Raw genomic sequence first — 24084 nt, 5'->3', positions numbered from 1 at the left:
GAAACGAAGGATCTTGACAAGCACCCCCACACCTCGTTATGCCGCAATCAATTCGCGATTCCGCGAAATGACGAATTGATGACAGCCCGATCGGAAAGGCCGCAGATGTCCGACACAGCCCCCCCCGCCCCCATGGGCCGCTTCGAGCGGCTGCTGACCCTCTGGGTTGCCCTGGCGATGATTGCGGGCCTGGCCCTCGGCGTGCTGGCGCCCGGCCTGGTGCAGGCCATCGCGGCGGCGGAAGTCGCCTCCATCAACCTGGTGGTGGCGGTGCTGATCTGGGCCATGGTCTACCCGATGATGGTCAGCGTCGATTTCGGCGCCGTGGCGGGGGTGGCGAAACAGCCCAGGGGCCTGCTGGTCACGCTGGCGGTGAACTGGCTGGTCAAGCCGTTCACCATGGCGCTGCTGGCGGTTCTGTTCTTCGACCATGTCTTCGCCCCCTGGATCGACCCCGCGGACGCAGCCCAATACACCGCGGGTCTGATCCTGCTGGGCGCGGCGCCCTGCACGGCGATGGTGTTCGTCTGGTCGCAACTGACGCGCGGCGATGCCACCTACACGCTGGTGCAGGTGTCGGTGAACGACCTGATCATGGTCGTGGCCTTTGCCCCCATCGTGGCGCTGCTGCTGGGCGTGACCGATATCGTGGTGCCGTGGAACACCCTTGTGCTTGCGACGCTGCTATATGTCGTGCTGCCGTTGGTGGCGGGGCTGATCACCCGGCGGATCCTGGGTTCGGCCGAAGCGATCGAACGGTTCACCACCCGGATCAAACCCGTTTCCATGATCGGGCTGGTCGCGACCGTTGCCATCCTGTTCGGCCTGCAAGGCGAGGTGATCCTGAACCGGCCGCTGGTCATCGCCCTGATCGCGGTGCCGATCCTGATCCAGAGCTATGGCATCTTTGCCCTGGCCTATGGCTCCGCCTGGGCACTGAAAGTGCCGCACAAGATCGCCGCGCCCTGTGCCATGATCGGCACGTCGAACTTCTTTGAACTGGCGGTGGCGGTGGCGATTTCCCTCTTCGGGCTGAATTCCGGCGCCGCGCTGGCCACGGTGGTGGGCGTGCTGGTGGAAGTGCCGGTGATGCTGTCGCTGGTGGCCTTTGCCAACCGGACGCGCAGCCGGTTCCCGGAGGGGGCGGCATGATCGTCCTGCATCACAATCCCGATTGCGGCACCTCGCGCAACGTGCTGGCCATCCTGCGGGCCAGCGGGGCCGACCTGCGGGTGATCGATTACCTGACCGAGGGCTGGACCCGGCCCCAATTGCTGGCCCTGTTCGCCGCCGCCGGGCTGACCCCGCGCGCCGCGCTGCGGATTCGCCGCTCTCCGGCGGAGGCCCTGGGTCTGCTGGCGGCGGACATCACCGACGATCAGCTGCTGGACGCGATGATCGCGCATCCGATCCTGGTGAACCGGCCGCTGGTCGCCAGCCCCCGGGGCGTGCGCCTGTGCCGCCCCTCCGAAACCGTGCTGGACCTGCTGGACCAGCTGCCCGCCGGGCCGCTTCACAAGGAAGATGGCCAGATGATCCTGAACGCAAACGGAGAGCGCGTTGACTGACACCCCGATCCTCGCCGAGACCGACATCCAACCGGTAGATCCCAAGGCCCTGGCCCCCGCATCCCCAAGCACCCATGCCCCGCGCATCCTGATTCTCTACGGGTCGTTGCGGGCGCGCAGCTTCTCCCGCTTTGCGGCCGAGGAGGCAGCGCGCATCCTGGCCCGCCTGGGCGCGGAGGTCCGCATCTACGATCCGCGCGACCTGCCTCAGCCCGACACGGCGGAGCCCGATCACCCCAAGGTCGCAGAGCTGCGCGACCTCGTGACCTGGAGCGAAGGCATGGTCTGGTCCTCCCCCGAACGGCATGGTGCCATGACCGGCATCATGAAAAGCCAGATCGACTGGATCCCCCTGTCCCTGGGCGGCGTGCGCCCGACCCAGGGCAAGACGCTGGCGGTGATGCAGGTGTCCGGCGGGTCGCAATCGTTCAACACGGTCAATCAGCTGCGAATCCTGGGGCGCTGGATGCGGTTGCTGACGATTCCCAACCAATCCTCCGTCGCCCGCGCCTGGGACGAATTCGACGAGGACGGCCGGATGAAGCCTTCGCCGTTCTACAACCGTATCGTCGACGTGATGGAGGAGCTGGTGAAATTCACCCTGCTGACCCGCGATATCAAGAACCACCTGGTCGACCGCGCCTCTGAACGCGCCGAAAGCCACGCGGCCCTGTCCCGGCGGGTCAACCTGGCCCGTGCCGCGACGTGAGCCTGCTGGTCCGCCTTGGCGACGGAATCGACCGCGCCTGGAGGCAGACCGGGCTTGACCCCCACGGCTATGCCCTGCGTGCGCCCGACCGGGCCCGCAAAAGGGCGATCTGGTTGCTGGGGATCGGCCAGACCATCGGCTATGGCGGGATGTACTACATCTTTGCCGCGTTGCTGCTGGCCTGGGAGGACGCACTGCCCTGGGGCAAGGGCTGGCTGACCTTTGCCTTCATGTGCGCGATCCTGACCGGGGCGGCCGTTTCGCCGCTGGCGGGGCGGGCGGTGGATGCGGGACGCGGGCGCTGGCTGCTGTCCGGCGGGATGGGGATCGGCGCCTGCGCGCTGCTGGTGCTGGGCAGCGCGCCCGGCTACCCGGTGTTCCTGATGGCCTGGCTGGGGCTGGGGGTGGCGCAGGGAACATGCCTTTATGATCCCTGCTTTGCCTTCGTCACGCGGACCACCGGCGCGGACGCGCGGCGCAACATCACCCGGATCACGCTGGTGGCGGGCTTTGCCTCCACCCTCGCCTACCCGTCGGGGGCGTTTCTGGCGGAAACACTGGGTTGGCGCGGGGCGGTCTGGTGCTTTGCGGGGGTGGTGGCGCTGATCGGGGTACCGGCGCTGCATGCCGGGGCAACGATGCTGGAATGCTGCCCCGCGGACGACCACGCCCCCGCGCGGCGACAGGAAGACCGCGCTGCCTTTCGCGCCGCCCGCGCCCGGCCTGAATTCTGGCTGATCTTCGCGGCCTTTCCGCTGATCGGACTGGCGGACGGGCTGGTACTGGCCCATGTCATGCCGATTCTGACCGACGCCGGGCTGAGCCTGGGACAGGCGGTGCTGGCGGCCTCCCTGTTCGGGCCGATGCAGGTGGCGGGGCGGCTGGCCCTGATGATGGCAGGGCACCGGGTGGCACCGCTGACCGTGGCGGTCCTGTCCTTTGGCGGGATCGTCTGCGCGATCTCCGTCCTGCTGTTCCTGGTGAAGACCGTGCCGGCGGCGGCCTTTGCCTTCGCGGTGATCTTCGGCGCCAGCTTCGGGCTGATCAGCATCCTGAAACCGGTGGTCATGGCCGAGGTTCTGGGCCGACGCGCCTTTGGCCTGATCGCGGGCTTCATGGCGGTGCCGTTCCTGGTGGGCGGGGCGCTGGCGCCACAGGCGGGATCGGTGCTGTGGCAGATCGGCGGCTATGACCTGGCGCTGCGCGTGGCCCTGGGCCTGGCGATGCTGGCCTGCGCCGCGCTGCTGGCCCTGCGGGTCCGGGTGGCCGCGCGGGGGTAGACGCAGGCGGGGATGGCGCGCGGCGGCGGGTCGTTGGCATGGGCACGGAGATCGCGAAAGGACGACTGACCGTGGCGGCGCGTCAGGCGGGGTCGCGCAGCAGGGCGATCGCGTCGCGGCAGAAGGCGATGCGGCGGGTCTCATGCTCCAGCCCGGCGCGCAGGACCAGGTGGCGTAGCCGGTCGTTCCGGGTCATCTCGCGATCCGCGAAATCCCGCGTCTCGATCGCCAGGTAGAGCGCCCGCTGCGCCTCGTGCCGGGCAAGCAGGCGGACCAGCTCCTCCGCCAGGCCGGTCGGGCCCACGACCGCCTCCGCACGCAGCTTCACCATCAGCTCGTCACGCACAGGGGGCGGCGCGGTTTCCGTCTCGACCCAGGCGCGAAGCGCGTCATGACCCGCAGGCAGGACGGAATAGGATTTCTTGCCACCGCGCGCGCCGCCGACCGGGGTGCTTTCGATCAGGCCTTCGCGTTCCAGCCGGCCCAGCTCCCGGTAGATCTGCTGGTGAGTCGCCTGCCAGAAGAACCCGATGGAGCGGTTGAACCTGTCCATCAGCTCCGAGCCGGAGCCGGGGCGTTCGATCAGCGCGGTCAACAGGGCGTGGGTCAGGGACATGGAAACGCGGTCCTCGCCGGACTATCATCGGAAACGTGACAAACCGCACCCTTTTGCGGTATCCTGCCCCCCCGTGCAAGCCATTGCGACACCGGGGCCACCCGATGGGGCGCCCCCGGCGCGCGGCTCTGTCAGGCCTTGAACGACGGCAGCGTGGCGCCCAGTCGGCGGCCCATCTCGGCGGCCAGCGCCTGCACGCCGTTCAGCGGGCGCATCATCACTTCGAATTCGGTGATCCGGCCCTCGGCGTCGAATTTGATGAAGTCGATGCCGCGCACGCCCTTGCCGGTCACGGTGGCGCTGAATTCCAGCACCACGCTGTGACCGTCGGTGGCGACGGCCTCCCGGTGGTAGGTGAAATCGTCGAAGACCTCCATCACCGTGGACAGCGCCAAGTGCAGCGCTTCGGCACTGTGGTAGGCGTTGAACGCGACGGGAGAGCGGAATTCCGCATCGGGATGCGTGATCTCGGCCAGCCGTGACATGTCCTTGGCGGCGACGGCCTGGTGCCAGATCTCCAGCGACCGCAGTGCGGCGGCATGCAGGGTGACGGGGGCGCCGATCGCGGTGGCGTCGGCTGCGGCGTTGTCTGTGGTCATGGGATCCTCCTGTGGGGCAAGGGTCAAAGCGCGGCGGCCAGGCGGGTGCCCTGGTCGATGGCGCGTTTCGCGTCCAGTTCGGCAGCCACATCCGCGCCGCCGATCAGATGGGTTTCGGTGCCCTGCGCGGCCAGCCCCTCCTGCAGATCCCGCAGGGGCTCCTGACCGGCGCAGATGACGATGGTGTCGACCTCCAGCACGCTGTCCTGACCGTCGCGGGTGATGTGCAGGCCGGCGTCATCGATGCGGCGATAGGTGATGCCGCCCGCGACCTTGACCCCATGGGCCTTCAGCGTGGCGCGGTGGATCCAGCCGGTGGTCTTGCCCAGCCGGGCGCCGGGCTTGCCGCCGCCGCGCTGCAACAGGTGGATCTGCCGGCCGGTGCCCTGGACCTCGGCCGGACGCAGGCCGCCGCGATCCCTGTAGGCGGGATCGACGCCCCAATGCCGGAAGAAGGCATCGCGATCCGGCGGCGTGCCGGAGGCCGCTTCCTCCACCAGGTATTCGCAGGTGTCGTAGCCGATCCCCCCGGCGCCGATCACCGCCACACGGCGCCCCACCGGCGCCTTGTCGCGCAGCACGTCAAGATAGCCCAACACCTTGGGATGATCCAGGCCGGGGATGTCAGGCACCCGAGGCGTGACGCCGGTGGCCAGGATCACGGCGTCGAACCCGGCCAGCATGTCGGGGGTGGCACGGGTATTCAGCCGCAAGGTGACGCCGGTCAACTCGATCTGGCGAGAGAAATAGCGGATCGTCTCGGCGAATTCTTCCTTGCCGGGGATCTGGCGGGCGATGTTGAACTGCCCGCCGATGCGGTCCGCCGCCTCGAACAGAGTGACTTCGTGGCCGCGTCCGGCGGCCGTCACCGCCGCCGACAGGCCCGCAGGCCCCGCCCCGACCACGGCCAGGCGGCGCGGGGTTTCGGCAGGGGGGATCATCAGCTCTGTCTCGTTGCAGGCGCGGGGATTGACCAGGCAGGTGGTCAGCCTGCCGCTGAAGGTATGGTCCAGGCAGGCCTGATTGCAGGCGATGCAGGTGTTGATCTCATCCGCCCGGCCCTGCCGCGCCTTTCGCACGAAATCCGCATCGGCCAGAAAGGGCCGCGCCATCGAGACCATGTCGCAGACACCGTCGGCCAGCAGCTTCTCGGCCACCTCGGGGGTGTTGATGCGGTTGCTGGCCACCAGCGGTACGGAGACCTGCCCCATCAGTCGTCCGGTCACCCAGGCAAAGGCGCCGCGCGGCACGCTGGTGGCGATGGTGGGAATGCGCGCCTCGTGCCAGCCGATGCCGGTATTGATGATGGTGGCGCCGGCCGCCTCGATCGCGCGGGCCAGCTCTATCACCTCCTCAAGGGTCGATCCGCCCTCCACCAGGTCCAGCATCGACAGGCGGTAGACGATGATGAAATTCGGCCCCACCCGGTCCCGCGTGCGGCGCACGATCTCAGTCGGGAAACGGATGCGGTTGGCATAGCTGCCGCCCCATTCATCCGTGCGGTGATTGGTGCGGGCGGCGATGAATTCGTTGATCAGGTACCCTTCGGAGCCCATGATCTCCACCCCGTCATAGCCCGCATGTTGGGCCAGCGCGGCGCAGCGGACGAAATCGGCGATCGTTTCCTCCACCTCTTCCCCCGTCAGGGGATGGGGGCGGAACGGGTTGATCGGCGCTTGCAGGGCCGATGGGGCGACCAGATCCTTCTGGTAGGAATAGCGTCCGAAATGCAGGATCTGCATGGCGATCTTGCCGCCCGCCGCATGGACCGCACCGGTCACGACGCGGTGCTGGTCCGCCTCCTCCTCTGTCGTTAGCTTGGCGCCGCCACTGGCCGGTCGGCCACGGTCGTTGGGGGCGATCCCGCCGGTGACGATCAGCCCCGCCTCCCCTCGCGCGCGTTCGGCGTAAAAGGCCCCCATGCGGTTGAACCCGTTGGGCGCCTCCTCCAGTCCGACATGCATGGATCCCATCACCACACGGTTGCGAAGCGAGGTGAATCCCAGCTCCATCGGTTCGGTCAGCTTGGCGTACATGGCCTGGCTCCTGCTTTATGCAACTATGCGCACAATATCCCGACAGGCGGGTTTTGCAACATGTTTCAATTGACACCTTCAGAGCCAGGGCTTGAGTGGACGCTCAAGATCCTTACATCTGTAGGCAACCCGGAAAGGAACATCATGACCGACACCCCGCTTCGTATCGACATCATCTCCGACGTGATGTGCCCCTGGTGCATCATCGGCTACCGCCAGCTGGCCCGGGCGCTGGAGGCCACCGGCACCCCGCACGAAATCCACTGGCACCCGTTCGAACTGAACCCCGAAATGCCCGCCGAAGGCCAGAACATGCGTGAGCATATCGCCGAGAAATACGGCGCCACCCCCGAGCAGTCGGCGCAGAACCGCGCCCAGATGGCCGCCATGGGGGCCGAGTTGGACTTCGAATTCGCCATGGGCGCGGACATGCGGATGCACAACACCTTTGCCACCCATCAACTGCTGCATTGGGCCGGCGAACAGGGGCGGCGGCACGAGCTGAAACAGGCGCTGTTCGCCGCCCATTTCACCCACCAGCGCAACCTGTCGGACCCACAGGTACTGGCCGATGTGGCAGGCGAAACCGGGCTGGACCGGGCGGAGGCGCTGGCCGTTCTCGAAGACGCCCGCTTTGCCGAGACGGTGCGCGAACACGAAGCGTTCTGGACCCGCCAGGGCGTGCGCAGCGTGCCGTCGGTCGTGTTCGACAGCCAGCACCTGGTGACCGGTGCACAGGGAGTGGAGAACTACACCCGCGTGCTGGAGCATCTGAGCAAGGAAAAGGCCAAGGCCGACGCCTGAGCAGCTAGGACGCCGGGCGCGGGCGTGGGGCCGGGGCTGTCGCATCGCGCCGGGCAGCCGGTTCGCCTGGAGCGGTCGCGGCCCCCTGTCCCAGTTGATCGAACGGGATCAGTGCGCCGCGGCGGCTGACCACCTGGCCGGCGCAATGCTGCGCGGCGGCGACGGCCTCCGCCTCGGGCGCACCGCGCAGCAGGCAGGCCAGGTAGGCCCCGTTGAAGGAATCGCCCGCCGCCGTCGTATCGACCAGCCCGGCCACAGGCGGTACCGGGTGCCGCGTGATGCCCTGTGCGCCCAGCGTCAGCGTCGGCTCCGCCCCGTTCTTCACCACCACCTGCCCGGCGCCAAGCGCATGATAGCGCCGCAGCGTCGCCTCTGGCGTGGGATCGCCGAACCACCCATGTTCGTCCTCGAAGCTGGGCAGCACGATATCCGACAGCGCCGCCGCCTGTTCGATCACCCGCAACATCCGCTGGTGATCAGGCCATAGCCGGGGCCGGATGTTGGGATCAAAGGCGATGCGCGCGCCGGGGCGCAGGTGGCGGCGCAGCCCGTCCAGCAGGGCGGCGCAATCCTCGGGCGGCAGGATCGCCAGGGTGATCCCCGACAGGAACACCATCTCTGCCCCCGCGACACGCTGCCACAACAGGTCTGCCTCCCGCATCAGCATCCGCGCGGCGGACATGTCCCGCCAATAGCTGAAGCTGCGTTCGGCCCCGTCCAGATGGATCATGTAGAGGCCGGGCAGACGCTCAGCGATGGTGGGAGACGGGTCGCAGGCGATCCCGGCTGCGCCGATGAACGCCTTCATCCCGAGCGACAGCGGATCGCTGCCAAAGCCGGAGTGAAACCCGACCTCCCGCGCAGCCGGCAGGTGCGCGCGGGCGTACCATAGCGTATTCAGCACATCCCCGGCAAAGCCCTGGTCCAACCGGCCCGGCGCCGTTGGGGACAATTCGACCATGCATTCGCCGATGCCGAGAAAAGAGTTCATGCGCGCCCCCGTCCTTGCCGTTCTGTTCCCTGATGTCCCGAGCGTGGCCACAGGCCGGCGATCCCGCCCCGCGCCACCCGGCCACATTACGAATTATTACAAATTTTCCCGACCCTCGGCCAGACACCGACAGACCGCCCCGCCCCTAGAGCTCCGCGCCTTCGAACACCCGGTTGCGGGCGTTCTCGACGTGGATGCGCATGGTGGCCCGCGCGGCGACCGGATCGCCGGCCAGGATGGCGTCGTAGATCGCGTAATGCTCCTTCTGCACCAGTTCCAGCCGCTCCTGCGGCTTGGTCAGGGACAGGTTCCGCGTCAGGTTCATCCCGGTCAGGATATTTGGTTTCATCGACCGCCGGGCCGCCAGGAAGTACTTGTTGTCCGAGGCCATGCAGATCGCGACGTGAAAGGCCTCGTCCGCATCGACGCCCAACTCACCTTCCCGAACACAGCGGTCTAGCTCCTCCAGGGCGGCACGGATATGGGCCAGGTCCTTGTCCGTGCGGCGGGTCGCGGCGATCAGCGCCGCCTCCCCCTCGATCGCGGCGCGGAATTCGAAGGTCCGCTGGATGTCGGCGATGGATCCCACCGGTGCGAAATCCAGGATCGCCTCGTCCGGGCGGCGCTGCACATAGGAGCCGGAGCCCTGCCGCGACACGATCACCCCGTCCTCGCGCAGCTGCTTCAGCGCCTGCCGCAACACCGGGCGCGACACCTGCAATTGATCGCTGAGAACATGTTCGGTCGGCAGTTTTTCCCCGACGGGAATGCGCCCTTCGACGATCATGCCGAGAATCCGTTCATAAACCTGGTCCGACAGGGTCCGATCCCGCGAGGATCGCCGCACGGGAGAGGTCTTGGGCGAGGTCATCTTCGGTTTGCTTGTCTCCACGCGGCGAACTTGTCCTTTGATTGCGGATCGGTCGGCGGATATAGGCCGAAGGTCGATGCACCATTCTGGACCATCTCCATAACAAAATCTTCAAACACTGTCATTTCAATCGCTTCATCCGCGACACGGTCTGCCAGATGGGCGGGAATGCAGACCACGCCTTCGTCATCGCCGACGATGACGTCGCCGGGAAACACCGACACGCCGCCGCAGGCGATGGGGTCGTTGATCGCCACGGCATGATGTTTGGTCAGGTTGGTCGGGGCGCTGGGCCGGTTGTGATAGGCCGGCATCGCCAGGCCCGAAATCTCCGGCGTATCGCGGAACCCGCCATCGGTGACGATCCCCTGGCAGCCCAAGGTCTGCAGCCGTGTGGCCAGGATGCAGCCCGCCGACGCAGCGGAGGCATCCTGCCGCGAGTCGATGACGAAGACCGCGCCGGGGGGACATTCCTCCACCCCCTTGCGCTGCGGGTTCTCGCGGTCGGCAAAGGACTCCAGCCCGTCCAGGTCTTCGCGCGCGGGGATGTAACGCAGGGTGTAGGCATAGCCGACCATATTCGCACCGGGGTTCAGCCGGTGGATGCCCTGAAGGTAGATGTTGCGAAAGCCGCGCTTGAACAAGGCGGTGGTCAGCGTGGCGGTACTGACCCCCATCAACTTGTCCCGGGTTGCCTGGCTGAGTTCCGTCATCACGCCGCCTTTCCAATACCTTCGCATCGCCAGAGCCCTGTGCCGGTGGTGCTGGCTCTTGCTTAGGTCGCGGCGCACAATTTGTCAAATGTTGTAATTTTCCATATCTTGAAGCCGGAAAGCCGGGCCGCCACCGGCTGACCGCGCAGCGCCCGTGGCGGAATAAGCGGTGGTCGGCCTGGGTGAAAATTTGTAATCTTTGCGATTTATTTGTAAATATTTGCATTGAATCCGAGGGCGCCCTTGGCTACCACTCCTGCAACAGGACCGCAGGTCGCACGGCGCCGGGCCGCGTCAGTGCCCATGCAAAAACAGGAGAAAGCAATGAAGTTCCAAGATAAAATTGCCGTTGTCACCGGTGGCGGGCGGGATATCGGACGGGCCTGCGTGATGGAGCTGGCGGCCCAGGGCGCCCGCGTCGCGATCAATTACCACGCCAGCGCCGCCGGCGCCGACAGCGCAGTGGCCGAGATCAAGGCCGCCGGCGGCGATGCCTTCGCCCTGCAAGGCGACCTCACCCGGGAAGACGACGTCAAGGCCCTGGTCGCCCGTACTGTCGCGGAATGGGGCCGGGTGGACAGCTTGCTGCATGTCACCGGCGGATTGCTGGCACGGGTTCCGCTGGCGGAAATGACGCTGGATCACTGGAACGCGGTGATGGATGTGAACCTGACGTCTTTTGTCCTGATTGCGCGTGAATGCCTGCCGCACATGGGCGCGGGATCCAGCATCGTCTCCATCGCCTCGCAGGCCGGGCGGGACGGCGGCGGACCGGGGGCGGCGGCCTATGGCGCCTCCAAGGGTGCGCTGATGACGCTGACGCGTGGCCTGGCCAAGGAGCTGGGCCCGGACATCCGCGTCAACGCGCTGTGCCCCGGCATGATCGACACGGATTTTCATAACATCTTCACCAAGGACGCGGTGCGCCAGCACGTCGCCGGCATCACCCCGCTGAAGCGTGAGGGCCGCTCCGAAGAGGTTGCCCGTGCCGCCGTTTTCCTGGCCTCGCCCGATGCGTCCTTCATCACCGGCGCGAACGTGGACATCAACGGCGGTGTGCTGTTCTCTTGATCCCTCGGGCTGATCTCGCGCCAGTCGGGCGGTCCCTTCGGGGGCCGCCCTTTCTTGTGACGCGGCGTCCCTCTTTTGCGGAAGACGTCGCCCGGCGCGTCAGGGGCGAACGGGCCGCCCCCGGAGGAACGGCCCGTCTGCCATCGGCCTCGACCCCCTACCCCAGGAGAGAGGGCAGCCACAGGGAGAAGGCCGGGACATAGGTGATCAGGATCAGTGCCAGCAACAACGCCAGGTAGAAGGGCCAGATCGTGCGCAAGGCCTGCTCGATCCGGATCTTGCCCACGGCACAGCCGACGAACAGGCAAGTCCCCACCGGCGGCGTGCACAGCCCCAGGCCCAGGTTGATCAGCATCATGATGCCGAACTGCGTCGGATCCATGCCCAGCCCTTTGGCGATCGGCAGGAAGATCGGGGTGCAGATCAGGATCAGCGCCGCCATGTCCATGATCATCCCCAGCATCAGCAGGATCAGATTGATCATCAACAGGATGACGTATTTGTTCTCCGACACGCCGATCAGCAGCGCACCCAGCCTGTCCGGCACCTGGTACAGCGCCAACAGATAGGCAAAGGAGCTGGCAAAGGCGATGAGAATCATCACCATCGCCGTGGTCCGCACAGCCGATGTCACCGACAGCACAAAAGCCGGCCAGGACAGGGTGCGGTAGCAGATCGCCGTCAGAAGCAGCGCGTAGATCGCCCCGAAGGCGCCGGATTCCGTCACCGTGAACACGCCAGACAGCACACCGCCCACAATGATCACCGCCGTGATCAGCCCCGGCACGGCGGCCACCGCCGACCGCCCCACCGCGGCCCAGCCGGGGAAGGGTTCCGCCGGGTACTTGTGCTTCAGCGCAATGACATAGGCCGCCGTCGCCAGGCAGGCACACATCAGCAGCCCCGGCACGACCCCGGCCAGGAACAGCTTGGATATCGAGATGCCGCCCCCCGCCGCCACGGCGAAGATGATCATGTTGTGACTGGGCGGGATGACGATCCCCGCGATGGAGGAGGTCACCGTCACGTTGACCGCGTAATCGGGCCGGTAGCCGCGTTCCTTCATCACCGGGATCAGCAGGGAGCCCAGAGCAGAGATATCGGCGATGGCCGAGCCGGAGATGCCGCCGAACAACATGGAGGAGAAGATGTTGACCGAGGCCAGACCGCCCCGCACATGCCCCACCAGCGCCTGCGCGAACCGCACCAGCCGGATCGCGATGCCGCCATGCAGCATCAATTCGCCCGCAAAGACGAAGAAGGGGATCGCCAGCAGCGAGAAGACCGACACGCCGGAAACGGCGCGTTGAAAGGTGATCAGGATCGGGAAGCCTTCGTACCAGAAGGCCGCCAGCGCCGAGATGCCCATGGCAAAGGCCACCGGCACACCCAGGACCACGGTTGCGGCGAATACGCCCAGAAGTAGTGCAAGCCCCATGTCAGATGTCTTCTTCCCGCTCGATTACAAGGTTGGTGCCGCGGACCATGTCCGACAGACGCAGCATCGCGCGCAGCCCGCAGAACACCAGGATCAGCCCGCCGCACAGCACGGCGGACAGGGTTCGGAAGCTTTCGGGGATATCCAGCATCGGCAGCAGCGTGTCCCAGCCAAAGCGGAACAATTGCAGGCTGGTCAGCAACATGCACAGGCCGAACAGCGCCAGAATCACGTCGATCACCAGCAGCGCCACCTTGCGCGGCCGCCGGGGCAGCATGTCCCGGAACACGGTCACGCCCAGGTGGGTCTGTTCATGCATCCCCACCCCGGCACCCAAAAAGGTGATGTAGCACACCAGCAGCAGCGCCAGCTGCTCGACCCAGGTGGGTGTCACGTTCAGCACGTAGCGCCCGAACACCAGCCAGCCGAAAGTCGCCACCAATGTCACCAGCGCCACCGCCGTCACGAAGATGCACAGCCGGGCCAGCCCGTCCTGCGCCCTGTGCGCCCAATGCAATGTTGCCGCGTCTCTGCCTTGGCCCATCATGCCGTTCCCCCCGATGTTGGAATGTCCTGCCGTCGCCCGGACCATCCGCCTGCCTGCTAAGCCTGCGCCGGATCCCGGCCATCCGCGCCCCTGACAGGATCAGGGGCGCGGACAATCGGCCTGCGAATACTGTCGCGCCTCAATCGGCGCGGAACAGCTCCACCATGTCGGCCAGGTCGGGATTGGCCGCCAGGAATTCCTCGTAGACCGGGTCCATCGCGGCCTGGAACGCAGCCTTGTCCGCGACCTCGTTCACCTCGACGCCCGCGTCACGCACCACCTGCATGGAGGCCGCCTCGCGTTCCTGCCACAGCTCGCGCTGCAGCTCGGTGCTGTTGCGGCCGGCGGTGCGGACGATCTCCTGCTCTTCCGCCGACAGCTTGTCCCAGGTCCGTTTCGACATGCACAGGCATTCGGGGATGATCAGGTGCTGAGACAGGGAATAGTAAGGCGCGACCTCGAAATGGTTGGTGGATTCGTAGGACGGCGGGTTGTTCTCCGCCCCGTCCACGACGCCGGTCTTCAGCGATTGATAGACCTCGGCAAAGGCCATCGGCGTGGCGTTGCCCCCCATGGATTCGATCATGCCGACGAACAGGTCGTTGTTCATCACGCGGACCTTCATCCCCTTGACGTCATCAGGCGTCGAAATCGGCTTATGCGAATTGTAGAAGCTGCGCGCGCCCGCATCGTAATATCCCAGGGCGATGATGCCCTTGGCCTCCAGCCCCGCGTTCAGGGCGGCGCCGGCCTCTCCGTCCATCAGGCGATACATATCGGGGACGGATTTGAAGATGAACGGCAGGGAGACGACATTGGCCTCCGGCACGACCTGCCCCATCGGGCCCAGGCTGAAGACGCCGAAGTCGATGGCGCCCAGCCGCACCTGTTCGATCGCATCGGGCTGCGAGCCCAGAACCCCGCCGTGAAACAGCTTGGCCGTGATCTCCCCCCCGGTCTTGTCGGCCAGTTCGTCGGCAAAGGCCTGCATCCCGTGCGAGACGGGGTAATCCTGAACGTGAATGTTCCAGCCGCGCCATTCCGCCGCCAAGGCCATGGCGCTGGCAGACACGGTGGAAATCGCCGCAAGGGCCGCGACCGCGATGGATTTGGTGATCCGATTTGACATGTGTTCCTCCCACAAGTTGGCAAGGGAAGGGATAGACGAGTTTACAAATAATTACAATAATTCACTTCGAACCCTACACATTATGACAAAAATCCCGCGCCACGAGGCATATTTCCAAAGAAGGGCAAAGACTTAGGCATCCAGCCCTGGGGTGGACCGCGCTTCGTCCCGACGGGAAACCGCCGGAAATCTTGTAAAAAGTTGGACGTCCGCCCCCGCGATCAGGCAGACTCTGCCCAGACCGCCGCCGCCGCTGCGCCCCGAAAGGAGACCCAAGTGACCCGTATCCACCCCCAGGACCTTCGCTCTCGGAAGTGGTTCATGAACCCGGACAACCCGGAGATGACCGCGCTCTACCTGGAGCGGTATCTCAACTACGGGCTGACCCGCGCGGAATTGCAGGCGGGCAAGCCGATCATCGCCATCGCCCAGACCGGCAGCGACCTGTCGCCCTGCAACCGCCATCATCTTGAGTTGGCCAAGCGGGTGCGCGACGGCATCATCGCGGCGGGCGGCACCCCGATGGAGGTGCCGGTGCATCCGATCCAGGAAACCGGCAAACGGCCCACCGCCCTGCTGGATCGCAACCTGGCCTATCTGGGCCTGGTGGAGGCGCTGTTCGGTTATCCGATTGACGGCGTCGTGCTGACCATCGGCTGTGACAAGACGACCCCGGCCCTGCTGATGGCGGCGGCCACCGTCGGCATCCCGGCGCTGGCGCTGTCGGTCGGCCCCATGCTGAATGGCTGGCATGAGGGCGCCCGCGCCGGCTCGGGCACCGTCATCTGGAAAGCCCGCGAACGGCTGGCGGCGGGCGAGATCACGGATGACGACTTCATGGAGATCGCCGCCGCCTCCGCACCTTCGGTCGGGTATTGCAACACCATGGGCACCGCCAGCACGATGAATTCCCTGGCCGAGGCTTTGGGGATGCAACTGCCCGGCGCCGCCGCCATCCCCGCGCCCTATCGCGAACGGGGGCAGATCAGCTACGAAACCGGGCAGCGCATCGTCGACATGGTCTGGGAAGATCTGACCCCGGCCCGAATCATGACCCGCGCGGCATTCGAAAACGCGATCGTGGTGAATTCGGCCATCGGCGGATCGACCAACGCGCCCATCCACCTGAATGCCATCGCCCGGCATCTGGGCGTGCCGCTGGACAATGACGATTGGCAAAAGCTGGGCCATCAGGTGCCGCTTCTGGTGAACCTGCAACCCGCCGGCACCTATCTGGGTGAGGATTATCACCGCGCGGGCGGCGTGCCCGCCGTCATCAGCCACCTGCTGGAGGCCGGGTTGCTGCCTCATCCCGACGTGCTCACCGCAAATGGCCGGACACTTGCCGACAATTGCGCGGGGCGGCACAGCAGCAACGCACAGGTGATCCGCCCCGCCTCCGATCCGCTGGTCGCGGCGGCGGGGTTCCTGAACCTGCGCGGCAACCTGTTCGACAGCGCCTTGATGAAGACCTCGGTCATCAGCGCCGAATTCCGCGCCCGCTATCTATCCGATCCCGCAGATCCCGATGCGTTCGAAGGGCGGGCCATCGTCTTTGACGGGGTGGAGGATTACCACGCCCGCATCGACGACCCCGACCAGGGGATCGACGCGGAGTGCATCCTGGTCATGCGCGGCACCGGGCCCAAGGGCTACCCCGGCGGGGCGGAGGTGGTGAACATGCGCCCCCCCGCCGAACTGTTGAAACGCGGCATCACCGCCCTGCCCTGTATCGGCGACGGGCGGCAATCGGGCACCTCGGGCTCGCCCTCCATCCTGAACGCCGCGCCGGAAGCGGCAGAGGGTGGCGGGCTGGCCCTGTTGCGTACCGGCGACCGGATCCGCATCGATCTGCGCACCGGCAGCGCCGACATGCTGGTCCCGCCGGAGGAGCTGGCCCGCCGCGCCGAGCAGCTTCTGACCGAAGGCGGATTCCCGGTCCCCGAAAGCCAATCCCCCTGGCAGCGATATTTCCGCGATCTGGTGCAGCCCTTCGACCGCGGCATGACCCTGCGCGACGCCGATCAATACCGCGAAATCGCCCGCAAGTTCACGCCACGCGACAATCACTGAGCGGCAGGGCCTGGAAGCGGAGCCGGGAAAATAGGAGCCGGGAGATGGGAAACGGGCGCTTCAAGACGGGAATGTCGGGATGCCCCTACGCTGCCCCGCCGCCGGGCCCGGCCCCGGCGGCGGCAGGCGCGACCGTCAACCCGCCGCGATTTCGGCGCGGAAGGTTTCGGTGCCCCTCATGATGTGATCCAGCAGCGGCAGGACGCCCCAATGCCGGTCGTCCAGATCGTAGTCGATCACCCGCGAATGGGCGGAGGCAAAGGTACCCAGCCGCTGATGATACAGCTTTGCCAGCCCGGGATAGCCCATCGGCTCGGCCATCGCGGCCAACGCAAGGAAGGTTTCCAGCCGCTGCCGCAGCGGGCTGTCCAGGTCCCGGTTGCGGTAGAGCCAGGCGTAGAGATCGGGGTGAAAATTGGTGAAGACCCCGGCAAACCCCGCCGATCCCGCCCGCATCGCGGCCGCCGCGATGGCGGCATTGGCATTGACCACCGACAGGTCCGACCCTTCAGCCAGCTTCACCCGGCGGGCCACGGTAGGCAGGTCACAGGACACGTCCTTCAGCGTGACGAACCGGCCGGTGTCACGGCAGAATGCGAATTCGTCATCGCTCAGCAGGCGGCGGAATGGCGCGGGGCATTCATACAACCCCAGCGGCAGATCGCCCGGCACCCAGCCCAGAACGTCCGTCACCCCCTGGCGCAGCGCGGCGGCACCGGCATGGGACGGATCCAGGTGGTTGGTCACCAGCACCAGCGCGTCGAACCCGCAATCGGCCATCGCCATCAATTCTTCGCGCTGATCGTCGCGCGCGTCCGAGATATGGCCCGACCCGATCACGCCCACCCGCCCGGCGGCCAGCTCCACGGTGCGGCGCCCCAGCTCTGTCCGTTCCGCCAGGGTCAGGTGCTGCATCTCGCTGGATTGGCAGACCGCGAACAGCGTGTCGGCACCCTGGGCGATATACCATTCCACCAATCGCTCCAGCCCGGCCCAGTCGATGGAGTTGTCGTCGGTCATGGGGGTCAACATCACGGGGACGATGCCGTCGGTTCTCTGGGTCATATGCGCTTTCCGATGGATTTGTAATCATGTTTGAATTTAGAATAGCATTCCAGAAACACCGGAACCAAGGAGATTTCTCGCGTGAGCGTCAAAAGATGGGAGGACGATGCAACCGTCTGGCACGGGCCGGACTACGGGGCAGAGGCATTGCGCTATCACCCCGACGTGGCATCGGCGGCGGTGGCCGGACGGATCATCACCTGCGTCGACGTCGTCGATTGGGCGGGCACGGGCGGACGCGATCTGCTGCTGTCGGCCTGGGATCCCTGTTATGACGGCAAGGTCTTCTTGCGGCGCGAGATCGGCAGCCATCCCGACGGCACCCCGATCCTGGGCCCGGAAACCTGTATCGAGGGCGTGCGCGGCTATGTCACCGCCGTGCCGGACGGGGATGTCTTTCACCTTGTCTCCGCCTCCCGGATGCGGCGCGAAATCTACCTGTTCCCCAATATCGGCAGCCGGGGCGCGCCGGAATTCGGCGATCCCGTGGTGTTGGAACTGGACGCCGACTGGGTGCGCGGCAACGAATATTTCCACATGGCCCGGTTCCATGACATCGATGGCTGCGGCGTGGCGGAACTGATCGTCGGCAGCGACCATTGGGACGAATACTGGCCCAACGGCCGGGAATGGAACGACGCGGGTTATCGCGGCCACGATGCCGTCGGGCGCTGGATGGGCGGGCCGCTGCGCGGGTTTCTCTATGCGTTCAAAAACGTCGGAACCCCTGCCGCACCGGTGCTGGAAAAAGGCCGCGCGCTGATCGCGGGCGAAACCCCGCTGGAGGTCTATGGCCAGCTGGCCCCGGCCTTTGGCGATTTCACCCCCGGCGAGACCAGCGTGATCGCAGGCGAATTCTGGAACATCCTGCATATCGCCCGGCAAAGGCCCGACGGCACCTTCGAACAGGACCGCCTGGTCCAGACCCCCGACGATGCGGTGCTGGAACTGGACCAATGCATCCATCTGCCCTGCGTCACCGACTGGAACGGCGACGGGCGGCTGGATATTCTGGTCGGGGCAGAGGACGGCTATGTCACCTATCTGCGCAATTGTGGCACCGGCGCCGACGGGCTGCCCCGGTTCGAACATGCCGGGCGCGTGCAGACCACCGCCCCGCTGATCCATGCCGGGGTGCTGCCCAGCCCGGCGGCGCATGATTTCACCGGCAATGGCCGCCCGGACCTGGTGGTCGGCAATTCCACCGGCGAGCTGCTGTTCTACCCCAACCGCGGTGTCGACGACCCCCGCGACCTGGGCGTGGAGGCGATGCTGACCGCAGATGGCGTGCCGATCCGCATTGCCGCCGGGCTGACCGGCTCGATCCAGGGACCGTCGGAGAAAATGTTCGGCTATTCCTGCCCGACGGTGGCGGATTGGACCGGCACCGGGCGCGGCGACCTGCTGGTTTCGGACGTCACCGGCCAGCACCGCCTGTATCGTAATCTGGGCGGTGACATGGTGCCACCGCGCTTTGCCGCAGCCGAACGGCTGACCTGCGAGGGCACGCCGCTGCAAACCGTCTGGCGGGTACGCCCGGCAGTGACGGATTGGCAGGCAGGCGGGCCGCTCCACTACGTCGCACTGGATGCCGAGGGCGTGTTGACCGACTGGACCCGCGCCTCCGACACCGAACTGACCGCGCCGCGCCGGCTGCACTGGGAGGACGGCCGCGAGATCCGGTTCACCGTGGATGTCGGCGGGGGCCGTGGCCGGGTAAAGCTTTGCCTGTGCGATTGGGAGGGGACAGGCCGGATGGACCTGATCTTCGGCACCCATGCCCGCGCCTGCGTGCCTGACGATCCCGCAACCGGCGCGCCGCGCAACACCACCGGACAGGCCGGGCTGTTCTACGCCCGCAACGTCGGCACGCCCGACGCGCCCCGCTTTGCCCTGCCGGTGCCGATGGCGCACAAGGGGCAGGTCATCGCCATGGCCATGCATGTCGCCGCCCCGGAGGCGGTGGATTGGGCCGGACGCGGGGCGCTGGACCTGATCGTCGGGGTAGAGGACGGCAGCCTGGTCTGGCTGAAGCGGGAGGATCTGACATGGACATCGTGATCCGGGGCACCACCCGCCTGATGGGCGTGATCGGTGACCCCATCGCTCAGGCCCGCACGCCCGAGGCGATCAACCCGATCTACGCCGCCATGGGCGCAGATATCGTCTGCGTGCCGCTGCATGTTCCCGCCGATGCGCTGGCGACCTGTTGGGCCGGGCTGAAGGCGATGCCGAACCTCGTGGGGTTCGGCATCACCCTGCCGCACAAAACCGCCGCGCTGGACCTGTGCGACGAGGTCGATCTGGTCGCCCGGCGCGTCGGTGCGGTGAACGTGGTCCGGCGCGAGGCCGACGGCCGGTTCAAGGGGTACAATTTCGACGGCGCGGGCTTCGTGCGCGGCTTGCAGGCCGCAGAGATCCATGTGGCGGGCAGGCCCTGCCACCTGATCGGCGCGGGCGGCGCGGCCATGGCCATCGCGCTGGCCCTGGCAGAGGCCGGCGCGGCGGAGATCGTGGTGACCAATCGCACGCTGTCGCGGGCGCAGGCACTTGCCGATCGGGTCAATGCGGATCTGGGCAAAACCCTGTTGCGGGCCGGAACCGCCGCACCGGTGGCCGATGCGCTGGTGGTGAATGCGACATCTCTTGGGTTGCGCGACACCGATGCGCTGCCGCTGGATCCGGCCTGCCTGACCCCCGGTATGACCATGGCGGAGGTCATCGCCCAGCCCGAGATCACGCCCCTGCTGACAGCCGCGCAGGCGCGGGGGGTGGCGGTGCATTCGGGCCTGCACATGATCACCGGGCAAGTCGGGTTGATCGCCGAACATCTGGCGGCGGGGGCGCGCGCGCGCTGACGGTTGCCTGGCCTGCCGCACCGGTTGCGCTGGGCCATTCGCGGCAACCGTGGGCAGGCGCGGGACCGCGCGGCGCCAAACGCCATGTATCCCGGAACGACATCTCAGGGCGGCAGGCATATGACCGGATACGCGCGCCCACCTCCCACGCAACCAACCCCGGACCGGGGTCAAATGCGACGTCGAAAGCGGCCCTGCGACGAAGCCTCCCGACAGTCAGAGCCGCCAATCAACAGCGGCGCGGATTTCCCCGCATCGCAACCGGCCTGGGGCCAGCAGCATCGGCAATGCGCAGAATCGCGGCGTTCCGCCCCGGCTTTCCCCGTGTCCTACCCCTGCCCTGTCATCATGGGCCGGCCCGCAGGTTGACCCGTAGCAAAGCCTGCGATCAACGCGATCTGGGCCTGCAACATGTCGTTGCCGTCCGACACCCGCGCGCCCGCCGCCCGCGCCGCGCGCAGCAGCGCGGTGTCCCCCTCCAGGGCGGCGATGTCGGCGATCAGCATGTCCGGGCGCAGGGCGCCCGGCGGCACAGGAAACACCGCGTCGCCCTTCATCCCAATGGGAGAAGCATTGATGATCACGTCATAGCCATCGTACCCGCGCGCGCCATCCTCTGCCTGGGCCAACGGCCTGCCGGTCGCCTGCGCCACCATTTCAGCAGTGAATGCCACCGCTGCGGGGTCAGGATCCATCAGCCCCAGCATGGCAATCCCCTCCCCGGCCAGCGCGTGGGCAATGGCGCGCCCCGCGCCGCCCGCGCCGACCATCAGCACCCGTGCGCCCGCCAGCCGGGCCTGCCCGACGCCCAGCCCCAGGACAAAGCCACGCCCGTCGAACAGCGCGCCGTGCATCCGCCCATCCGCCCCGCGCTGGATGGAATTCACCGCCCCCACCGCGCGCGCCTCGTCACTGAGCGTATCGCAGCGCCGCGCGGCGGCGACCTTGTGCGGGACCGTCACGCCGATGCCGGCGACATTGTCGATGGCGCGGAAGACGTCCCAGGCGGCGTCGAACCCGCCCGGCGTGACGTGAAAGGGCACCGCCCAGATCCCGGCATCCGCCGCAGCGAACAGCGGGTTGATCAGGCGCGGTGTCTGCACCTGCGCAACGGGATCGCCCCAGACGGCATATATCCGTGCGGCCCCGGACAGGTTGGGGATCAGCAAGGGCGCACTCATGCGCCACGCCCCGCGCCGAAGATGCGGGCGCAGCGCGCCAACGCGGTGTCCATGACTTCGCCCGGATCACGGGCCCACCAATCGGCCGAGAAGATCTCCACCTCCACCGGACCGTTGTAGCCTGCCGCGCGCATCATGGCCGCGATGCCGGGCAGGTCGATCACCCCGTCGCCCATCATGCCCCGATCCGTCAGCAGGTGGCGAGTGGGCACCAGCCAGTCGTTGACGTGGAACCCCAGGATCCGCCCGGCCCGACCCGCGCGGGCGATTTCGGCGGGCAGGCGGTCGTCCCACCACAGGTGATGCACGTCGATCACCACACCGATTCCCGCGCCCAGCCGGTCACACAGGTCATTGGCATGGGTCAGGCTGGCAATCATGGTGCGGTCACCCATCAGCATGGGGTGCAGCGGCTCCAGCGCCAGGGTGACACCGGCGGCGCGCGCCATGTCCAGCAGGTCGGCGATCACCGCCTCTGCCCGGTCGCGGGCTTCGGCGAGGGTTTCGCCCCGCCGCGCCAGACCGCCAGTGAAGACGAAGACGTGATCGGCGCCGAACCGCGCGGCGCGGGCCAGTTCCGCCTCTGCGCGCGACAGGCCGTCGGCGGTAAAGGGACCGATGCGGTTATAGCCTGCGACGCGCATGTCATGGCGCGCCAGCGCGGCCAGCGCCGCCTCTTCGCCCACACGGTCGATCTCGTTGCCCCAGATCGACACTTCGGTCAGGCCGCGTTGGGCGCAGAGATCGAGAAAGGCCAGCATATCGGCCCGCTCCCGCACGGTGGCGTGGTTGATCACGACGTCTGACATGCGCATCCTCAGAACTTGTAGACGCCGAGCTTCATGAAGATCTGGTAGATCTGTTCGGCATAGCGCGAGAATTCGGGATATTCGCCCAGATGCGCGGGGCGTGGGCGCGGCAGGTCGATCCTGATCTCCTCGACGATGGTGCCGGGGCTTTGCGACATCACCAGAACGCGGTCCGACAGGCCGACCGCCTCCTCGATGGAATGGGTGATGAACAGGACCGTCTTGCGAGTTTCCAGCCACAGCATTTCCAGATCGTGGCGGATCTGCGTGCGAGTGATCGCGTCCAGCGCGCCGAAGGGTTCGTCCATCAGCAGCATGGAGGGATCATGCACCAGCGCCCGCGCGATGGAGACCCGTTGCCGCATCCCGCCCGACAGCTGGCGCGGGTACTTGGCCTCGCTGCCCTTGATCCCCAAGCGGTCGAACAGCGCATCGGCCCGGTCGCGCAGGGCGCCGTGGTCCAGCTTGCGGATCTCCTGTTGCAGCATGACATTCTGCAACGCCGTGCGGAAATCCAGCAGCAGATGGTCCTGGAACACGATCCCGACTTCGGAAATCGGGCGCGTCAGCGGTTGCCCGTCGACGGATATCATCCCGGCGCTGGCCGGCTCCAGCCCTGAGGCCAGCAGCAGTGTCGTGCTTTTGCCGCAGCCCGAAGGGCCGATGAGGCTGACGAATTCGCCCGGCTTCACGTCCAGATCGATGGGGCCCAGGGCATGGAACGGATGGGGCCCGTCCTCCCCGTAGATCTTGGTGATCGCTTCGGCCCGGATGGAGGCGCCGGTGCCGCCCCCGCCGGTCCCGCCCAGGGCGTTGCGCGGGGCCTGCGTGGATTGATTCAACTCTGCCATGCGGCCTGTCCTCCTGCGATTGGCGCGATCAATGCGCGCCCTGTTTCCACGGCATCATCCGGCGTTCGACCAGGGCCATGGTACCGTTGAACACCAACGCCACCAGCGCCGCGGCAATCAGCCCGGCAAAGGTCAGCGACATGTCCATGAAACTGGTGCCCTGCATGATCATGAACCCCAGCCCTTTGTTCGACGCGATGAACTCCGCGATGATCACGCCCTCCACGGCCTTGACCACGCCGATCTTCATCCCCGAGAAGATCGCCGGCATGGCCGAGGGCAGGCGGAATTTCCAAAAGCTCTGCCATTGCGAGGCGCCCATGGAGCGGGAGATGTAGAACAGCCGCGGATCCACCGACCGGAACCCCGCCATGGCGTCCACCAGAACGGGGAAAAAACACATCAGGAACACGATCAGCGCCGCCACCAGCGGGCCGATGCCGAACCAGATGATCAGGATCGGGCCAATCACCGTCTTGGGCATGATGTTCAGGAACACGATGACCGGATACAGCCCACGTTCCAGCGCGCCGACCGATACGATGGCCAGCGCCAGCGGTACGGCGACGATCACGCCCAGGGCGAACCCCTCCACGATGGTGAGGGAGGTCGCCAGCGCATGCCCGCCGATCATCTGCCAATCCGCCACCAGCCGGCCCAGGAAATCCGTCGGTTTCGGCACCAGCCAGGTCGGCACCTCGTACCAGGTGGCCAGCGCCTCCCACAGGGCCAGCAGCGCGGCGATGGCCAGGGCGCCGATCAGCAGCGACCCGAAGACCGACCCGCGCAACCGCGACAGCGCCAGCACCGCAGAACCGGGCGCGGCCCGCCCCATGGGCGCCGTGGAATGATCGCGCGTACCTTGCATGAAACCG

Annotated in this window: 23 protein-coding genes; 9 read left to right on the top strand and 14 right to left on the bottom strand. The window is 66.9% G+C overall.

Annotated features, from left to right (window positions below; translation table 11 throughout):
• The first annotated feature begins 105 nt into the window (after nucleotides 1–105).
• Genes arsB through G5A46_RS09230 form a run of 4 tightly spaced genes read left to right on the top strand, consistent with a single transcriptional unit; the run spans nucleotide 106 to nucleotide 3557 of the window.
• Nucleotides 106–1152 (top strand): ACR3 family arsenite efflux transporter, encoded by a 1047-nt coding sequence (gene arsB / locus G5A46_RS09245; protein WP_163849124.1) that lies wholly within the window; start codon nucleotides 106–108, stop codon nucleotides 1150–1152.
• Complete coding sequence (locus G5A46_RS09240) at nucleotides 1149–1568, top strand: arsenate reductase family protein (protein ID WP_163849123.1); 420 nt, start codon at nucleotides 1149–1151, stop codon at nucleotides 1566–1568. The genes arsB and G5A46_RS09240 overlap by 4 nt, the downstream gene beginning before the upstream one ends.
• Entirely contained in the window at nucleotides 1561–2277 is a 717-nt protein-coding gene (gene arsH / locus G5A46_RS09235; protein ID WP_204318719.1) for an arsenical resistance protein ArsH, read from the top strand. The genes G5A46_RS09240 and arsH overlap by 8 nt, the downstream gene beginning before the upstream one ends.
• Nucleotides 2274–3557, top strand: coding sequence for an MFS transporter (locus G5A46_RS09230; protein WP_163849122.1), 1284 nt, complete (start codon nucleotides 2274–2276; stop codon nucleotides 3555–3557). Before arsH ends, G5A46_RS09230 begins: the two co-directional genes overlap by 4 nt.
• Before the next feature lie 82 nt (nucleotides 3558–3639).
• Here the strand turns inward: G5A46_RS09230 and G5A46_RS09225 are convergent, their stop codons facing one another.
• From G5A46_RS09225 to G5A46_RS09215, 3 genes are all read right to left on the bottom strand, one after another.
• The gene (locus tag G5A46_RS09225) at nucleotides 3640–4173 is read right to left on the bottom strand and encodes a PadR family transcriptional regulator (protein ID WP_163849121.1); all 534 of its coding nucleotides are present in this window, start codon (nucleotides 4171–4173) and stop codon (nucleotides 3640–3642) included.
• A gap of 131 nt (nucleotides 4174–4304) precedes the next feature.
• Nucleotides 4305–4772, bottom strand: a complete 468-nt coding sequence (locus G5A46_RS09220) for a nuclear transport factor 2 family protein (protein WP_163849120.1) — start codon at nucleotides 4770–4772, stop codon at nucleotides 4305–4307.
• A gap of 23 nt (nucleotides 4773–4795) precedes the next feature.
• Nucleotides 4796–6808, bottom strand: coding sequence for an NADPH-dependent 2,4-dienoyl-CoA reductase (locus G5A46_RS09215; protein WP_163849119.1), 2013 nt, complete (start codon nucleotides 6806–6808; stop codon nucleotides 4796–4798).
• Nucleotides 6809–6952: 144 nt separating this feature from the next.
• On the opposite strand from G5A46_RS09215, the gene G5A46_RS09210 reads away from it, so the two are divergent.
• Nucleotides 6953–7612 (top strand): DsbA family oxidoreductase, encoded by a 660-nt coding sequence (locus tag G5A46_RS09210; RefSeq protein WP_163849118.1) that lies wholly within the window; start codon nucleotides 6953–6955, stop codon nucleotides 7610–7612.
• A 4-nt stretch (nucleotides 7613–7616) separates the two neighbouring features.
• On the opposite strand, the gene G5A46_RS09205 is transcribed toward G5A46_RS09210, so the two are convergent.
• The 3 genes from G5A46_RS09205 to G5A46_RS09195 all read right to left on the bottom strand — a co-directional run bounded on the left by G5A46_RS09205 (nucleotide 7617) and on the right by G5A46_RS09195 (nucleotide 10187).
• On the bottom strand, nucleotides 7617–8603 hold the full coding sequence (locus G5A46_RS09205; protein ID WP_163849117.1) for a sugar kinase: 987 nt from the start codon (nucleotides 8601–8603) through the stop codon (nucleotides 7617–7619).
• A 145-nt stretch (nucleotides 8604–8748) separates the two neighbouring features.
• A complete protein-coding gene (locus G5A46_RS09200; RefSeq protein WP_163849116.1) occupies nucleotides 8749–9474 on the bottom strand; it encodes a FadR/GntR family transcriptional regulator in 726 nt (241 codons plus the stop codon).
• A complete protein-coding gene (locus tag G5A46_RS09195) occupies nucleotides 9471–10187 on the bottom strand; it encodes a ribonuclease activity regulator RraA (RefSeq protein ID WP_163849115.1) in 717 nt (238 codons plus the stop codon). Before G5A46_RS09195 ends, G5A46_RS09200 begins: the two co-directional genes overlap by 4 nt.
• Nucleotides 10188–10511: 324 nt before the next feature.
• Between G5A46_RS09195 and G5A46_RS09190 the strand changes: the two genes are divergently transcribed.
• Nucleotides 10512–11258: an SDR family NAD(P)-dependent oxidoreductase gene (locus tag G5A46_RS09190; RefSeq protein WP_163849114.1), complete on the top strand. Its 747-nt coding sequence runs from the start codon at nucleotides 10512–10514 to the stop codon at nucleotides 11256–11258.
• 157 nt (nucleotides 11259–11415) lie between these two features.
• On the opposite strand, the gene G5A46_RS09185 is transcribed toward G5A46_RS09190, so the two are convergent.
• The 3 genes from G5A46_RS09185 to G5A46_RS09175 all read right to left on the bottom strand — a co-directional run bounded on the left by G5A46_RS09185 (nucleotide 11416) and on the right by G5A46_RS09175 (nucleotide 14372).
• The gene (locus G5A46_RS09185; protein ID WP_163849113.1) at nucleotides 11416–12696 is read right to left on the bottom strand and encodes a TRAP transporter large permease; all 1281 of its coding nucleotides are present in this window, start codon (nucleotides 12694–12696) and stop codon (nucleotides 11416–11418) included.
• 1 nt (nucleotide 12697) lies between these two features.
• Nucleotides 12698–13240: a TRAP transporter small permease gene (locus G5A46_RS09180; RefSeq protein ID WP_163849112.1), complete on the bottom strand. Its 543-nt coding sequence runs from the start codon at nucleotides 13238–13240 to the stop codon at nucleotides 12698–12700.
• A gap of 142 nt (nucleotides 13241–13382) precedes the next feature.
• Complete coding sequence (locus G5A46_RS09175; RefSeq protein WP_163849111.1) at nucleotides 13383–14372, bottom strand: TRAP transporter substrate-binding protein; 990 nt, start codon at nucleotides 14370–14372, stop codon at nucleotides 13383–13385.
• A 276-nt stretch (nucleotides 14373–14648) separates the two neighbouring features.
• Between G5A46_RS09175 and G5A46_RS09170 the strand changes: the two genes are divergently transcribed.
• Nucleotides 14649–16445 carry an IlvD/Edd family dehydratase gene (locus G5A46_RS09170; RefSeq protein ID WP_163849110.1) on the top strand — a complete coding sequence of 599 codons (1797 nt, stop codon included), beginning with the start codon at nucleotides 14649–14651 and terminating at the stop codon, nucleotides 16443–16445.
• Nucleotides 16446–16580: 135 nt separating this feature from the next.
• On the opposite strand, the gene G5A46_RS09165 is transcribed toward G5A46_RS09170, so the two are convergent.
• Nucleotides 16581–17510: a dihydrodipicolinate synthase family protein gene (locus tag G5A46_RS09165; RefSeq protein ID WP_163849109.1), complete on the bottom strand. Its 930-nt coding sequence runs from the start codon at nucleotides 17508–17510 to the stop codon at nucleotides 16581–16583.
• 81 nt (nucleotides 17511–17591) lie between these two features.
• Between G5A46_RS09165 and G5A46_RS09160 the strand changes: the two genes are divergently transcribed.
• Both G5A46_RS09160 and G5A46_RS09155 read left to right on the top strand, forming a co-directional pair.
• Complete coding sequence (locus G5A46_RS09160) at nucleotides 17592–19571, top strand: FG-GAP repeat domain-containing protein (RefSeq protein ID WP_163849108.1); 1980 nt, start codon at nucleotides 17592–17594, stop codon at nucleotides 19569–19571.
• Nucleotides 19559–20368 carry a shikimate dehydrogenase family protein gene (locus G5A46_RS09155; RefSeq protein WP_163849107.1) on the top strand — a complete coding sequence of 270 codons (810 nt, stop codon included), beginning with the start codon at nucleotides 19559–19561 and terminating at the stop codon, nucleotides 20366–20368. Before G5A46_RS09160 ends, G5A46_RS09155 begins: the two co-directional genes overlap by 13 nt.
• Before the next feature lie 329 nt (nucleotides 20369–20697).
• Here G5A46_RS09155 and G5A46_RS09150 read toward each other — a convergent pair whose 3' ends face one another.
• From G5A46_RS09150 to G5A46_RS09135, 4 genes are read right to left on the bottom strand one after another with little or no spacing between them, the layout of a single operon-like run.
• A complete protein-coding gene (locus G5A46_RS09150; RefSeq protein WP_163849106.1) occupies nucleotides 20698–21549 on the bottom strand; it encodes a shikimate dehydrogenase family protein in 852 nt (283 codons plus the stop codon).
• Nucleotides 21546–22358: a sugar phosphate isomerase/epimerase family protein gene (locus G5A46_RS09145; RefSeq protein ID WP_163849105.1), complete on the bottom strand. Its 813-nt coding sequence runs from the start codon at nucleotides 22356–22358 to the stop codon at nucleotides 21546–21548. Before G5A46_RS09145 ends, G5A46_RS09150 begins: the two co-directional genes overlap by 4 nt.
• Nucleotides 22359–22366: 8 nt before the next feature.
• Entirely contained in the window at nucleotides 22367–23209 is an 843-nt protein-coding gene (locus G5A46_RS09140) for an ABC transporter ATP-binding protein (protein ID WP_163849104.1), read from the bottom strand.
• A gap of 28 nt (nucleotides 23210–23237) precedes the next feature.
• The gene (locus G5A46_RS09135; RefSeq protein WP_163849103.1) at nucleotides 23238–24077 is read right to left on the bottom strand and encodes an ABC transporter permease; all 840 of its coding nucleotides are present in this window, start codon (nucleotides 24075–24077) and stop codon (nucleotides 23238–23240) included.
• Nucleotides 24078–24084 lie beyond the last annotated feature (7 nt).

The organism is Pseudooceanicola aestuarii, from assembly GCF_010614805.1.
Lineage (GTDB): Bacteria > Pseudomonadota > Alphaproteobacteria > Rhodobacterales > Rhodobacteraceae > Pseudooceanicola > Pseudooceanicola aestuarii.
The sequence above is the reverse complement of the archived record's forward strand: the minus strand, read 5'-3'. Positions and strand labels throughout refer to the sequence as shown.